Here is a 13,520-nt window from a genome sequence, read left to right as displayed (position 1 = left end):
AGCTTGCTCCCGCTGGAGTGCGAAGCGCTCCCGGGATCTCCGGGGCCGCTACGCAGCCCAGCGTGAGCAAGCTCCCTCGCCACACAAACCCTGTCCACATTAGACTGCGGTGACTTTTACCCCCTTTGCCCTGCCGAGCGTTCCATGTCCGACTTGCTCGACCGTTACCCGCTGACTGCGGGCACTTATCACGAACTGCTGGATGACAGCGGCGCGGTGCGTGCCCATTGGCAGCGCCTGCTCGACCACTTGCAACGCAGTACGCCTGCGCAACTGGCCCAGCGTCAGGCCCTGTTGACCCGGCAGATCCAGGAAAACGGCGTGACCTACAACGTCTACGCCGACCCCAAGGGCGCCGACCGCCCGTGGGAACTGGATCTGCTGCCCCATGTGCTGGCTGCCGATGAATGGCAGCACCTCGCTGCGGGGATCGCCCAGCGTGCGCGCTTGCTCAATGCCGTGCTGGCCGATCTCTACGGCCCGCAACGCTTGATCAAGGAAGGCTTGCTGCCGGCCGAGCTGGTGTTCGGGCATAACAACTTCCTGTGGCCGTGCCAGGGTATCCAGCCGCCGCAGGGGACGTTCCTGCACCTGTATGCGGTGGACTTGGCGCGTACGCCGGATGGCCGCTGGTGGGTCACCGCCGACCGCACCCAGGCGCCGTCGGGTGCGGGTTATGCCTTGGAAAACCGCACTATCGTGTCGCGTGCGTTACCGGACCTGTACCGCGATCTGCAAGTGCAGCACCTCACCGGTTTCTTCCGCACCCTGCAGGAAACCCTGGCTCGCCAGGCGCCTGGCGATGACCAGCCGCCGCTGATTGTGTTGCTCACGCCGGGGCGCTTCAACGAAAGTTATTTCGAACATCTCTACCTTGCGCGCCAGCTGGGTTACCCGCTGGTGGAGGGCGGTGATCTCACCGTGCGTGACAGCACGGTGTTCCTCAAAACCCTCAGTGGCCTGCGCCGGGTGCACGCCATCATGCGCCGGCTGGATGACGACTTCTGCGACCCGCTGGAATTGCGCACCGACTCGGCCCTCGGCGTGCCCGGCCTGCTGGATGCGGCGCGCCAGGGCAACGTATTGGTCGCCAATGCGTTGGGCAGCGGTGTGTTGGAGTCCCCGGGCCTGCTCGGCTTTTTGCCGAAGATCAACGAGTTTTTATTTGGCGAAGCATTGATCCTGCCGTCCATCGCCACCTGGTGGTGCGGCGAGGGGCCGGTGCTCGCAAAAGCCTTGGAGAAACTCCCGGAACTGCTGATCAAACCGGCGTTTCCTTCGCAAAGTTTCACCCCGGTCTTCGGGCGTGATTTGAACGACGAACAACGCGAGGCCCTGGCCGAACGCATGCGTGCGCGACCCTATGCGTATGTCGCCCAGGAGTTGGCGCAACTGTCCCAGGCTCCGGTGTGGCATACCGTGGATGACCACCTGCAACACCGCGCCATTGGCATGCGCGTCTACGCCGTGGCGAGTGAGGAAGGTTATCGCGTGCTGCCGGGCGGGCTGACCCGCGTGGCGGCCGAGGCGGATGCCGAAGTGGTGTCGATGCAGCGCGGTGGCGCGAGCAAAGACACCTGGGTGCTCGGCGAACGCGCCGCCGGGGGTGAGCATTGGCGCGCGCAGCGTGCGATCGGTGTGCATGACCTGGTGCGCCGCGACCCTTATCTGCCATCGCGGGTGGTGGAGAACCTGTTCTGGTTTGGTCGTTATTGCGAGCGCTGTGATAACAGCGCGCGCTGGCTGCGCATCGTGTTGGCGCGCTATGTCGACGGTGACGATCCGCAGGCGTTGCAGGCGGCGGTCGAGCTGGGTGACAGCCTGCACTTGTTGCCGGAGGAGGGCGAGTTGCCTGAACGCCTGTTGGCGGCCTTGCTGGGCGATGACTGGCCGTCGAGCCTGCGCGCCAATCTGCAGCGTTTGCAGTGGGCGGCGTCCCAGGTGCGCGGTAAGTTGTCGCGGGAAAACTGGCAGGCGTTGGTGGAGCTGCAACGCGAAGCGCTGGAGTTGGAAAGCGAAGCGCCGGACTTCGGCGAGCTGCTGGACTTCCTCAACCGTTTGGTGATGTCGCTGGCGGCGCTGTCCGGGTTTGCCCTGGACGATATGACCCGCGACGAAGGCTGGCGCTTCTTGATGATGGGGCGGCGCATCGAGCGCCTGCAATTTCTGAGCAGCAGCCTCGCGGCGTTCCTGCGCGGTATGGCGGTGTTCGATCAGGCGGGGCTGGAATGGTTGCTGGAGCTGGGTAACAGCAGCATCACCTATCGTTCTCGCTACCTGGCGGTGCCGCAATTGATTCCGGTGCTCGACTTGTTGCTGCTGGATGAGCAGAACCCCCATGCCGTGCTGTTCCAGCTCAAATTGGTGAGCCGTACCCTGCGCCGTCTCAACGATGACTTCGGGGTGCCACGGGAAACCGGCCTCGGGCCTCTGGTGGAGCGCCTGACGCGGTTTGACCTGGGCTGCCTGGAGAACCCGCTGTTCGGCGAGTCCAGCGTACGCGCCGCATTGGACGGCCTGGCCGACCTGCTGCAGGCGGTGGCCGATGAGAGTGGGCAGGTGTCGGATCGCCTGGCGTTGCGTCACTTTGTCCACGTGGATGATGTCAGCCAACAAACGGTGTCGGTGTGATGAGTGCGCGCTACCAGATTTTCCATGATACCCATTACCACTATGACAGCCCGGTGTCCCTGGCTCAGCAATTGGCACACTTGTGGCCCAGGCCCTGCGCCTGGCAGCGCTGCAGTTCGCAGCAACTGGATATCAGCCCGCAGCCGTCTTCGCGGCGGGATGAGCTGGACGTGTTCGGCAACCCGATCACCCGTCTCGCGTTCGAACGGCCTCATGACGAGCTGCTGGTGAATGCCGGGCTGACCGTAGAGGTGCTGGCGCGGCCGGCGCTGGACTTTGAGCAGTCACCCGCCTGGGATCAGACCCGTGACAGCCTGACCTACAGCAGCCAGCCGATGTCGGCGCCACTGATCGAAGCCTGCCGCTATCGCTTTGAATCGCCTTACGTGCACTTGAAGAAAACCTTCGTTGAGTTCTCCGAAAGCTGTTTCCCCCCAGGCATGCCGTTGCTGCTGGGGACGCAAGCGTTGATGGAGAAGATCTTCAGTGAGTTCACGTTCGATGCCGAAGCCACCCAGGTCGCCACGCCCCTGGTGGAAGTGCTGGAGCGCCGCCGCGGCGTCTGCCAGGACTTTGCCCACCTGATGCTCGCCTGCCTGCGCTCGCGGGGCCTGGCGGCGCGCTACATCAGCGGCTACCTGCTGACCCAGCCACCGCCGGGGCAGCCGCGTCTGATCGGCGCGGACGCGTCCCATGCCTGGGTTTCGGTGTATTGCCCGGTGTCGGGCTGGGTGGATTTCGATCCGACGAACAATGTGCAGCCGGCACTGGAGCACATCACCCTGGCCTGGGGCCGGGATTTCTCGGATGTATCGCCGTTGCGAGGGGTGATTCTGGGAGGGGGGAGCCATGACCCGGAGGTACGGGTGACGGTGATGCCGCTGCAATGACCCTGGATTGTGGTGAGCCGGTCTGGCCTGCTCACCACAAAGCAATTTATTGCGCCGGATCCTTTGGTGTTTCAGCCTCGTCGTTCGTCTCTTCACCATCCACATCATGGTTCAGCGCGTTCGCTTCTCCTTCTGCGGCGGCTTTCTTGCGTTGCAGTTTTTCCTCTTTCTTCTGCTCCTTGGCCAAGTCTCTCTGACGTTTGGCGAAGGAGTAATTAGGTTTGGCCATGGGCGATCCTCTAGGGTCGAAGGTGAGGGTGGCGGCGCTCGGCTGCCTTGGGCTGCCATGGTAGCAGCTTAGCCGCGCGCTTGGCCTTCACTTACCGCAGGCGTAGGCCGCGAACAGGCCGTTGAACAGTTGATTGAGGTGCATGGCTCGGACTCCGTTGGGTGATGGGCCGATCATAGACAGGTCGTAGTACTTTGGCTGGTAGATTGTGTTGATACGGCTGATAGCCTAAAGTTGTATACAATCTGTTGATTCAGATCATAAGAATTCCTGCCTGCTTGAGGCACCCTTGTCGCAATCCGCGTTTTTTAAACCCTGCCTTGGAGATTCACATGTTTGCCAAACTCGTTGCTGTTTCCCTGCTGACTCTGGCGAGCGGCCAGTTGCTTGCTGCAGAGTGCAAGGTCACCGTCGACTCCACTGATCAAATGTCCTTTAACACCAAGGCCATTGAAATCGACAAAAGCTGCAAGACATTCACCGTCGAGCTGACCCACTCCGGCAGCTTGCCGAAAAACGTCATGGGCCATAACTGGGTGCTGAGTTCCGCTGCCGACATGCCAGGTATCGCCAGCGACGGCATGGCCGCCGGTCTCGACAAGAACTACCTGAAAGACGGCGACACCCGCATCATCGCCCACACCAAGATCATCGGTGCCGGCGAGAAAGACTCGGTGACCTTCGATGTGTCGAAGCTGGCAGCGGGTACCGACTATGCGTTCTTCTGCTCGTTCCCGGGCCACATCTCGATGATGAAAGGCACTGTGACCGTCAAGTAAGACCGCGTCATCGTTCAACGGGGGCAAGCCCCCTCCCACAGGTTGGAATGCATTCCAAGTGTGGGAGGGGGCTTGCCCCCGATGACATTCTGCAAATCAACCCAACACTATCGGGTTCGCCTCAAGGCGCAAACGGCATCACCCGCTTGTGTTCGGTCTTGCGATACGTATCGCAAATGATCTTGAACGCTTCCTCACGCACCGGCTCGCCGTGCAGGAACGCATCGATCTCGGCATAGGTCACGCCGTGGGACGCCTCGTCCGGCTTGCCCGGTGACAGGTCTTCCAGGTCGGCCGTCGGCACCTTCTCCACCAACGACTCCGGCGCGCCAAAGTGCCGCGCAATCGCTCGCACCTGATGCTTTACCAGCCCGCTCAGCGGTGCCAGGTCACAGGCCCCGTCACCGAACTTGGTGAAAAAGCCCATGACCGCTTCCGCCGCATGGTCAGTGCCGATTACCAGCCCACCCGTAGCCCCCGCGATGGTGTATTGCGCGACCATGCGCATGCGCGCCTTGGTGTTGCCTAGTACGAAATCGCGGGAGACTGCCGCCTTGCCTTCAAACGCCGCCACTTCATTGGCCAGGGATTTCACTGCCGGGCCGATGTTGACGGTGTGGCGTTCATCCGGCTCGATAAAGTCCACCGAAGCCTGGGCATCGTGTTCGTCGAACTGGGTTTCGTAAGGCAGGCGCACGGCGATAAAGCGGTAGGCTTGGTCACCGGTGGTGGCACGCAGCTCCTTCATCGCGCGCTGGGCCAGGAGGCCCGCGGTCAGGGAGTCGACGCCGCCGCTGATGCCCAGCACCAACGTCTTGAGCCCGGAATTGCGCAGGCAATCCTGGATAAAAGCCACGCGGCGAGCCACTTCGGCCTCAAGGGCGGCCGGGTCTTTGAACGGCGCTTGGACCTTGAGCTGCTGCGCAATCTCACGCTGTACGGCTTGCATGATTCACTCCTTGCTGGATAGGGCAGGTACTTTGAAAACGTGACGCAAATAGGCGACGAAATTCGGGTCGGTGCAATGGGTCTTGCCCGCCTCATCAGAGATCTTCGCCACCGGCTGGCCATTGCAGGCCGTCATTTTAAGCACGATGCTCATCGGCTCAACCCCTGGGATATCACAGGTCAGGTTGGTGCCGATGCCGAAGCTCACATTGATCCGACCGCGCAGCGCACGGAATATCTCCAGGGCCTTGGGCAGTGTCAGGCTGTCGGAGAACACCAGGGTCTTGCTCATCGGCTCGATACCGAGCTTGTGGTAGTGGGCGATGGCTTTCTCGGCCCACTGCACGGGGTCGCCGGAATCGTGGCGCAGGCCGTCGAACAGCTTGGCGAAGTACAAATCGAAGTCGCCGAGGAACGCGTCGGTGGTGATGCAATCGGTCAGGGCAATGCCCAGCAGGCCACGGTATTCGCGGACCCAGCAGTCGAGCGCGGCGATCTGGCTGTCGATCAGGCGCGGGCCGAGCTGCTGATGCGCCATGATCCACTCGTGAGCCATGGTGCCCAGGGGTTTCATGCCCAGCTCGCGGGCCAGGTGCACGTTGCTGGTGCCGACGAATCGCCCGGGGAAGTCATGCTTGAGCACATTGACCACTTCTTCCTGCACCCGGTACGAGAAGCGTCGACGCGTGCCGAAGTCGGCCACCTGCAACTCCGACAGCTCGTCGCTGCTGGCGTTGTCGGTGAGCCAGTCGAACTTGCGATACAGCTGCTCGCGGGCCTGTTCCAGGATCACGGTCTGGTAGCGGTAGCGGTTACGCACTTCGCTGACGATGGCCAGCATCGGCACTTCAAACAGGATCACGTGCAGCCACGGCCCGCGCAGGCGGATGAACAACTCGCCGTTCTCGATGCCGGTTTGCACGTAACGCAGGTTGAAGCGGAACAACCCGAGAAAACGCAGGAAGTCCGGCTTCATGAAGCTGATGCGCTCCAGAAAACTCAGTTGGTCAGCGCTCAGGCTCAGTTCGGCGAGACGCTCGATCTGGTAGCGGATTTCCGCCAGGTACGGGCGCAGGTCTTCGCTGTTACGGCAACGGAATTCCCATTCAACTTCCACGTTGGGGTAGTTGTGCAGCACCGCCTGCATCATGGTCAGCTTGTAGAAGTCGGTGTCGAGCAGGTTCTGCACGATGCGATCGGCAAACACACTCTCGCTCATTATGGGAATCTCCAGACGGGTCGGCGAGGGGCGCCGGCCTTTACGCACGATTAAGGAATGGCGCTAGTGGCGCATAGACCCATGGGGTTTTGCCAGTGATTTTTTCGGGTGTGACGACTGGCCTCATCGGGAGCAAGCCCCCTTCCACAGGTTGGAATGCATTCCAAGTGTGGTAGGGGGCTTGCTCCCGATTGCGGTATCCCGGGTACTAAGCCACTTGCTCCATCATCCATTTCACGAATTCGCGCACCTTGGGCACCTCTGCCGAGTGCTCGGGATAAGCCAGGTAATACGCGTCCTGGCTTGGCATCGCATGCTGCCAGGGAATCACCAGCTTGCCCTCGGCCAGCTCTTCCTCCACCAGAAACCGCGGCAGCAGCGCCACGCCACAGCCCACCTGTGCCGCACGAATGCACATATAGAAGGTGTCGAAACGCGGACCGTGGTAGCTGTGTTCGGTCTGGTAGCCTTGGCTCGCGAACCAGTCGTGCCAGCCTTGGGGGCGTGAGGCGTTTTGCAGCAGTACCAGCTCGCTCAGTTGGGTCGGATCACTGAACGGCTTGGCCGGCAGGCTCTCCGGCGCGCACACCGGCACCAATTCCTCGCTGAACAGTTTCAGGCTCTCGGTGCCGGCGCGTGAGCCCTGGCCGAAGTAAAAGGCCATGTCCGCCTTGCCTTGCAGCAGTTCATCGGGGGCCTGCTCGTTGCACAGGTCGAGGTGGATTTGCGGGTGACGCAAACGCCAGCCCTTGAGGCGTGGCACCAGCCAGCGTGCGCCAAAGGTGTACGGCGTGGACACGCGCAATACCTCGGTCTCGCCGCCGTAGGAGCGCAGGTAATGGGTGGACATCTCCACCTGCGTGAGGATCTTGCGCACTTCCACCAGGTACAGATCCCCTGCCGGCGTCATCTGCAGGCGGCGGCGTACTCGGCGGAACAGCAGGTGTTGCAGCAGTTCTTCCAGTTGCGCCACTTGCTTGCTCACCGCGCTCTGCGTGAGGTTCAACTCCTCGGCGGCGCGGGTGAAGCTCAAATGGCGGGTGGCGGCTTCGAAACACTGCAGGGCGGTGATCGAAGGCAAATGTCTTTTGTTCAGCACGGCACGCCTCGTCTGATGCTTTGCATGAATAAACGGAATGATATCTCGCCTAATCGTCGTTTGTTGGCAAGTCTTGGGCCAGCTACAAATAAGCTCTGGATCGCCGTGCTGGGTGCGGCGCGAATTTTCTGTCTGCAGATTGAAGGAGCGACCCATGGTTGCCGCATTGCTTGATCGCCTCGGGGTAGACCCGGCGTTGTACCAGTCGGGTAAACAACCCGTGCATTCGCCGATTGATGGCAGCCGTCTCGGCAGCGTGCATTGGCAAGGTGCCGCCGAGGTGGAGCAACAGGTCAGTCGCGCCGAGCATGCATTCGAAGCCTGGCGCAAGGTGCCGGCCCCGCGTCGCGGCGAGCTGGTGCGCCAGTTCGGCGACGTGCTGCGCGAATACAAGGCCGACCTGGGCGAACTGGTGTCCTGGGAAGCGGGCAAGATCACCCAGGAAGGCTTGGGTGAAGTACAGGAAATGATCGACATCTGCGATTTCGCCGTCGGCCTGTCCCGCCAGCTGTACGGCTTGACCATTGCCTCCGAGCGCCCCGGCCACCACATGCGTGAAACCTGGCACCCGCTGGGCGTGGTCGGAGTGATCAGCGCGTTCAACTTCCCGGTGGCGGTGTGGGCGTGGAACACGGCCCTGGCGTTGGTGTGCGGTAACGCGGTGATCTGGAAGCCGTCGGAAAAGACCCCGCTCACCGCCCTGGCCTGCCAGGCGCTGTTCGAGCGCGTCCTGAAGCATTTCAACGATGCGCCGCCCTACCTGAGCCAAGTCATCATCGGTGGCCGCGATGCTGGCGCCGCGTTGGTGGATGACCCGCGTGTGGCCCTGATCAGCGCTACCGGCAGCACCCGCATGGGCCGCGAAGTGGCGCCCAAAGTCGCCGCACGCTTTGCCCGCAGCATTCTCGAACTGGGCGGCAACAACGCGATGATCCTCGGCCCGAGCGCCGACCTGGACATGGCCGTGCGCGCCATTCTGTTCAGTGCGGTCGGCACCGCCGGCCAGCGTTGCACCACCTTGCGCCGCCTGATCGCCCATGAGTCGGTCAAGGAAGAAATCGTCACCCGCCTCAAGGCGGCCTATGCCAAAGTGCGCATCGGCCACCCGCTGGAAGGCAACCTGATCGGCCCGCTGATTGATAAACACAGCTTTGAAAATATGCAGGACGCGCTGGAGCAGGCCCTGAGCGAAGGCGGCAAGGTGTTCGGCGGCAAGCGTCAGTTGGAGGACAAGTTCCCCAACGCCTATTACGTATCGCCTGCCATCGTGGAAATGCCCGAGCAGAGCGACGTGGTGTGCAGCGAAACCTTTGCGCCAATCCTGTACGTGATCGGCTACAGCGACTTCAACGAGGCCCTGCGCCTGAACAACGCCGTGCCGCAAGGGTTGTCGTCGTGCATCTTCACCACGGATGTCCGTGAAGCCGAACAGTTCATGTCGGCGGTGGGCAGTGATTGCGGGATCGCCAACGTCAACATCGGCCCGAGCGGCGCGGAAATCGGCGGCGCGTTTGGCGGTGAGAAAGAAACCGGCGGCGGGCGTGAGTCGGGTTCGGATGCGTGGCGCGGCTATATGCGTCGCCAGACCAACACCGTGAACTACTCGCTTGAGCTCCCGCTGGCCCAGGGCATCACTTTCGACTGATACCTCAAGTCGCAGTGAGATAGAACTGTGGGAGGGGGCTTGCTCCCGATGGCGGTGGATCAGGTTGGAATAGGCTGACTGACACACCGCTATCGGGAGCAAGCCCCCTCCCACAGTTGTGTGTATTTACATATCAAAATTGTTGTTTGTTGGGTCTCATCGGAGTCTGGCAATGGCACTACGCGAAACATGTTTATGGGAATACCTCACCCCCGGCCGGCCGGATCGTGCCGCGCTCAAGGGCGAGGTCAAGGTGGATGTGTGTGTGATCGGCGCCGGCATCACTGGTTTGTCGGCCGCCATTCACTTGCTGGAACAGGGTAAGAGCGTTGCCGTGCTGGAGGCCCATCGCACCGGCCATGGTGGTTCGGGGCGTAACGTCGGGCTGGTCAACGCCGGTTTGTGGATTCCTCCGGACGAAATCGAAGCCGGTTTCGGCGAAGCGGTAGGCAGCCAGCTCAACCGCATGCTGGGCGCAGCACCGTCCCTGGTGTTCAGCCTGGTCGACAAATACAACATCGATTGCCAATTGCGCCGCGAGGGCACCTTGCACATGGCGCACAACGCGCGTGGCGAGGCGGATTTGCGCAGTCGTGAAGAACAATGGAAGCGCCGTGGCGCGCCGGTTGAGCTGCTCACCGGGCAGGCGTGCGAGCAGGCTACGGGCACCCGCAAGATTGCCGCCGCGCTGCTGGATCGGCGTGCTGGCACCTTGAATCCAATGGCCTATACCAGCGGATTGGCGAATGCCGCGGTTGGCCTGGGTGGGCAGTTGTTCGACCATTCGCCGGTCACCCAGCTCGAGCGCCAAGGTTCACACTGGTCGGTGCAGACCGCGCAGGGCTCTGTGCAGGCTGCACAGGTGGTGATCGCTTCCAATGCCTACACCGAAGGTGAGTGGACTGAGCTGCGGCGCAATTTTTTCCCCGGCTACTACTATCAGGTCGCCTCCGCGCCGCTGACCGATGCCGCTGCCGAGCAGATTCTGCCCGGTGGGCAAGGTTCATGGGACACCCGCCAGGTGTTGAGCAGTATCCGCCGCGACGCCGACGGCCGCCTGTTGCTCGGCAGCCTGGGCAACGGCAATCAGAAGCCGGCCTGGTTCCTCAAGGCGTGGGCCGATCGGGTGCAGCAGCATTACTTCCCGTACCTCAAATCGGTGCAGTGGGAATACACCTGGACTGGCTGTATTGCCTTCACCCCGGACCATTTGATGCGCCTGTTCGAGCCTGCGCCGGGCCTGGTGGCCGTCACGGGCTATAACGGGCGTGGTGTGACCACCGGTAGCGTGGTCGGCAAGGCGTTCGCCGACTATTTATGTCACCAGGATCCCCAGGCGTTGCCGATTCCCTTTGCGCCGATGCAGCCGTTGGTCGGGGTGGGCCTGCGCAGTTGCCTGTATGAGGCCGGATTCTCGCTGTATCACGCGGGGCAGTGCCTGCGGATCGTGATCTGATCGGCGAGATACCTGTCAAAAGCCTGCATTTTCTTAGCCGGCTACTAATCTGTATTGGTGCAAGTCGTAGCAATCGCGCACTGTAAATGTGCAGTTCCGTTACGCACGTTGTTACAGGTGTAGGAACTGTCGTTTATCCGTCTGGTTGCAGGTGCGACCTGCTCGGGTTGTACTTTTTGCGGTGAAAGGTTGCACCTCCTGACGCTAGACGGTTGCACGTCCTGGCGAAAGGCGGCGAAACACCCGTGATAACAATGACACCGTGTCTTTTTGAAGAATAAAAACGTAATGGCACGCGCCTTGCTCTGGGCTTTCAGTGGAAAGTTTGAATGCAAGTTGTCGTGCCATAAATCAAAAATATCGGAGCACCACTCATGTCCCAGACGTTTTACAAGAAAGGTTTCCTGGCTCTCGCCGTCGCAGCGGCGCTGGGTGTTTCTACGTTTGTTCAAGCTGATGTGAAGATTGGCGTGGCCGGCCCGATGACGGGTGCCAACGCAGCTTTCGGTGAGCAGTACATGAAGGGTGCCCAAGCGGCGGCCGATGTGATCAACAAGGCGGGCGGTATCAACGGCGAACAGATCAAGCTGGTCGCCGGTGACGACGCCTGTGAACCCAAGCAGGCCGTGGCCGTGGCCAACCGCCTGGCGGACCAGGATAAAGTGATCGGCGTGGTCGGGCACTTCTGCTCGTCCAACACCATCCCGGCCTCCGAGGTCTACGACGAAGCGGGCATCATCGCGATCACCCCAGGCTCCACCAACCCACAAGTGACCGAACGCGGCCTGGGCGCCATGTTCCGCATGTGCGGGCGGGACGACCAGCAAGGTATCGTCGCCGGCGACTACATCGTCGACGTGCTCAAGGGCAAGAAAGTCGCAGTCATCAACGACAAGGACACCTACGGCAAGGGCCTGGCCGACGCTACCTCCGCCCAGTTGACCAAGCGCGGCGTGAAGCCTGTGCTGGAAGAGGGCCTGACCCGTGGCGAGAAAGACTTCAGCGCCCTGGTGACCAAGATCCGCTCCCTGGACGCCGACGTTGTGTACTTCGGCGGCCTGCACCCGGAAGCCGGTCCTTTGGTTCGTCAGATTCGTGAAGCGGGCCTCAAAGCCAAGTTCATGTCCGATGACGGCGTAGTGACCGACGAACTGGCGAAAACAGCCGGTGGCAACCAGTACGTAGACGGCGTGCTCATGACATTCGGCGCCGATCCGCGCTTGCTGCCTGACAGCAAGGCCGTGGTGGATGAGTTCCGTAAGGCCGGTTACGAGCCTGAAGGCTACACCCTGTACGCCTATGCCTCGATCCAGGCCCTGGCCGCCGGTTTCAACGGTGCCAAGTCCAACAAGGGCGAAGACGCCGCCAAGTGGCTCAAGGCTCACCCGGTGAAAACCGTCATGGGCGAAAAAGCCTGGGATGCCAAGGGCGACCTGAAGGTCTCCGACTACGTGGTTTACGAGTGGGATAAAGACGGCAAATACCACCAGCTGGAAAAACAGAAGTAAGCATTAGCACCACAGCTCCAATGTGGGAGGGGGCTTGCTCCCGATCGCGGTGTGTCAGTCAGCCTGTTCAAACCTGATCCACCGCCATCGGGAGCAAGCCCCTCTCACAGGGGAGTGGTGTTGTCATCAAGATCTGTCTTTTCCTCCAGAAGTGCCGCACACCCACCGGTGTGCAGGTGCTCACCGCGTGAGATTGCGTTATGGATGGTATTTTCCTGCAGCAACTGGTCAACGGCCTGACCCTCGGGTCGGTCTATGGCCTGATCGCCATCGGCTACACAATGGTCTATGGCATCATTGGCATGATCAACTTCGCCCACGGCGAGGTTTATATGATTTCCGCTTACCTCGCGGCGATCAGTCTGGCACTGCTGGCTTACTTCGGCATCGAATCCTTTCCGCTGCTCATTCTCGGCACCTTGATCTTCACCGTGGTCGTCACCGGCGTGTACGGTTGGGTCATCGAGCGTGTCGCCTACAAACCCCTGCGTAACTCCACCCGCCTGGCACCGCTGATCAGCGCTATCGGCATCTCCCTGATCCTGCAGAACTACGCGCAGATCGCCCAGGGCGCCAAGCAACAAGGTATTCCGACCCTGCTGGCTGGGGCCTGGCGTGTCGACATCGGCAGCGGGTTCGTCCAGCTCACGTACACCAAGGTCTTCATCCTGGTCGCCGCCTTCGCGGGCATGGCCCTGCTGACCTATGTGATCAAGTACACCAAGCTCGGCCGCATGTGCCGCGCCACTCAGCAAGACCGCAAGATGGCCTCGATCCTGGGCATCAACACCGACCGGGTGATCTCCTACGTGTTCGTCATCGGCGCCGCCATGGCCGCGCTGGCCGGCGTGCTCATCACGCTCAATTACGGCACCTTCGACTTCTATGCCGGCTTCATCATCGGCATCAAGGCGTTCACCGCAGCGGTACTCGGCGGCATCGGCTCCCTGCCTGGGGCGATGCTGGGCGGGATCATCCTCGGTATCTCCGAGTCGTTGTTCTCGGGGTTGATCAACTCTGACTACAAAGACGTGTTCAGTTTCTCCCTGCTGGTGGTGATTCTGATTTTCCGTCCTCAGGGCCTGCTTGGTCGCCCACTTGTGGCGAAGGTGTAAA

The 13,520-nt window shown here is 61.4% G+C and carries 11 protein-coding genes; 7 read left to right on the top strand and 4 right to left on the bottom strand.

All coding sequences use genetic code 11. The annotated features are described in order from the left end of the window. Positions 1-144: 144 nt before the first annotated feature. Positions 145-2,631 (top strand): circularly permuted type 2 ATP-grasp protein, encoded by a 2,487-nt coding sequence (locus ACQRBV_RS06420; protein ID WP_411985089.1) that lies wholly within the window; start codon positions 145-147, stop codon positions 2,629-2,631. Beyond that, positions 2,631-3,521 carry a transglutaminase family protein gene (locus ACQRBV_RS06415; protein WP_060755089.1) on the top strand — a complete coding sequence of 297 codons (891 nt, stop codon included), beginning with the start codon at positions 2,631-2,633 and terminating at the stop codon, positions 3,519-3,521. Before ACQRBV_RS06420 ends, ACQRBV_RS06415 begins: the two co-directional genes overlap by 1 nt. A gap of 46 nt (positions 3,522-3,567) precedes the next feature. Here ACQRBV_RS06415 and ACQRBV_RS06410 read toward each other — a convergent pair whose 3' ends face one another. Then, positions 3,568-3,750: a hypothetical protein gene (locus ACQRBV_RS06410; protein WP_060755088.1), complete on the bottom strand. Its 183-nt coding sequence runs from the start codon at positions 3,748-3,750 to the stop codon at positions 3,568-3,570. A gap of 332 nt (positions 3,751-4,082) precedes the next feature. Here ACQRBV_RS06410 and azu point away from each other — a divergent pair, with 332 nt between their 5' ends. Then, positions 4,083-4,529, top strand: a complete 447-nt coding sequence (gene azu, locus ACQRBV_RS06405) for an azurin (RefSeq protein WP_060755087.1) — start codon at positions 4,083-4,085, stop codon at positions 4,527-4,529. Positions 4,530-4,650: 121 nt separating this feature from the next. On the opposite strand, the gene nadE is transcribed toward azu, so the two are convergent. From nadE to ACQRBV_RS06390, 3 genes are all read right to left on the bottom strand, one after another. Further along, complete coding sequence (gene nadE / locus ACQRBV_RS06400) at positions 4,651-5,478, bottom strand: ammonia-dependent NAD(+) synthetase (protein WP_090367120.1); 828 nt, start codon at positions 5,476-5,478, stop codon at positions 4,651-4,653. A gap of 3 nt (positions 5,479-5,481) precedes the next feature. Beyond that, positions 5,482-6,696, bottom strand: coding sequence for a nicotinate phosphoribosyltransferase (pncB, locus tag ACQRBV_RS06395; protein WP_060755085.1), 1,215 nt, complete (start codon positions 6,694-6,696; stop codon positions 5,482-5,484). Positions 6,697-6,904: 208 nt separating this feature from the next. Further along, positions 6,905-7,795 (bottom strand): LysR family transcriptional regulator, encoded by an 891-nt coding sequence (locus ACQRBV_RS06390; protein ID WP_060755084.1) that lies wholly within the window; start codon positions 7,793-7,795, stop codon positions 6,905-6,907. A gap of 154 nt (positions 7,796-7,949) precedes the next feature. On the opposite strand from ACQRBV_RS06390, the gene amaB reads away from it, so the two are divergent. The 4 genes from amaB to ACQRBV_RS06370 all read left to right on the top strand — a co-directional run bounded on the left by amaB (position 7,950) and on the right by ACQRBV_RS06370 (position 13,519). Continuing rightward, positions 7,950-9,440 (top strand): L-piperidine-6-carboxylate dehydrogenase, encoded by a 1,491-nt coding sequence (gene amaB / locus ACQRBV_RS06385; protein WP_060755083.1) that lies wholly within the window; start codon positions 7,950-7,952, stop codon positions 9,438-9,440. 172 nt (positions 9,441-9,612) lie between these two features. Further along, the gene (gene amaA, locus ACQRBV_RS06380; RefSeq protein WP_411985090.1) at positions 9,613-10,896 is read left to right on the top strand and encodes an L-pipecolate oxidase; all 1,284 of its coding nucleotides are present in this window, start codon (positions 9,613-9,615) and stop codon (positions 10,894-10,896) included. 374 nt (positions 10,897-11,270) lie between these two features. Further along, positions 11,271-12,404 (top strand): branched-chain amino acid ABC transporter substrate-binding protein, encoded by a 1,134-nt coding sequence (locus ACQRBV_RS06375; protein WP_161547778.1) that lies wholly within the window; start codon positions 11,271-11,273, stop codon positions 12,402-12,404. A 200-nt stretch (positions 12,405-12,604) separates the two neighbouring features. After that, positions 12,605-13,519, top strand: coding sequence for an ABC transporter permease subunit (locus ACQRBV_RS06370; RefSeq protein ID WP_010213575.1), 915 nt, complete (start codon positions 12,605-12,607; stop codon positions 13,517-13,519). The last annotated feature ends 1 nt before the right edge of the window (position 13,520 follow it).

This window comes from Pseudomonas sp. R11F, assembly GCF_050312575.1.
GTDB classification, from domain to species: Bacteria; Pseudomonadota; Gammaproteobacteria; order Pseudomonadales; family Pseudomonadaceae; genus Aquipseudomonas; species Aquipseudomonas palleroniana.
This window is presented reverse-complemented; position numbering and strand designations above follow the sequence as displayed.

What these genes read in the sequence shown, in the direction of transcription:
- ACQRBV_RS06420 (WP_411985089.1), top strand. Translation starts at nt 145, where the DNA reads ATGTCCGACTTGCTCGACCGTTACCCGCTGACTGCGGGCACTTATCAC.
- ACQRBV_RS06415 (WP_060755089.1), top strand. Translation starts at nt 2,631, where the DNA reads ATGAGTGCGCGCTACCAGATTTTCCATGATACCCATTACCACTATGAC.
- ACQRBV_RS06410 (WP_060755088.1), bottom strand. Translation starts at nt 3,750, where the DNA reads ATGGCCAAACCTAATTACTCCTTCGCCAAACGTCAGAGAGACTTGGCC.
- azu (WP_060755087.1), top strand. Translation starts at nt 4,083, where the DNA reads ATGTTTGCCAAACTCGTTGCTGTTTCCCTGCTGACTCTGGCGAGCGGC.
- nadE (WP_090367120.1), bottom strand. Translation starts at nt 5,478, where the DNA reads ATGCAAGCCGTACAGCGTGAGATTGCGCAGCAGCTCAAGGTCCAAGCG.
- pncB (WP_060755085.1), bottom strand. Translation starts at nt 6,696, where the DNA reads ATGAGCGAGAGTGTGTTTGCCGATCGCATCGTGCAGAACCTGCTCGAC.
- amaB (WP_060755083.1), top strand. Translation starts at nt 7,950, where the DNA reads ATGGTTGCCGCATTGCTTGATCGCCTCGGGGTAGACCCGGCGTTGTAC.
- amaA (WP_411985090.1), top strand. Translation starts at nt 9,613, where the DNA reads ATGGCACTACGCGAAACATGTTTATGGGAATACCTCACCCCCGGCCGG.
- ACQRBV_RS06375 (WP_161547778.1), top strand. Translation starts at nt 11,271, where the DNA reads ATGTCCCAGACGTTTTACAAGAAAGGTTTCCTGGCTCTCGCCGTCGCA.
- ACQRBV_RS06370 (WP_010213575.1), top strand. Translation starts at nt 12,605, where the DNA reads ATGGATGGTATTTTCCTGCAGCAACTGGTCAACGGCCTGACCCTCGGG.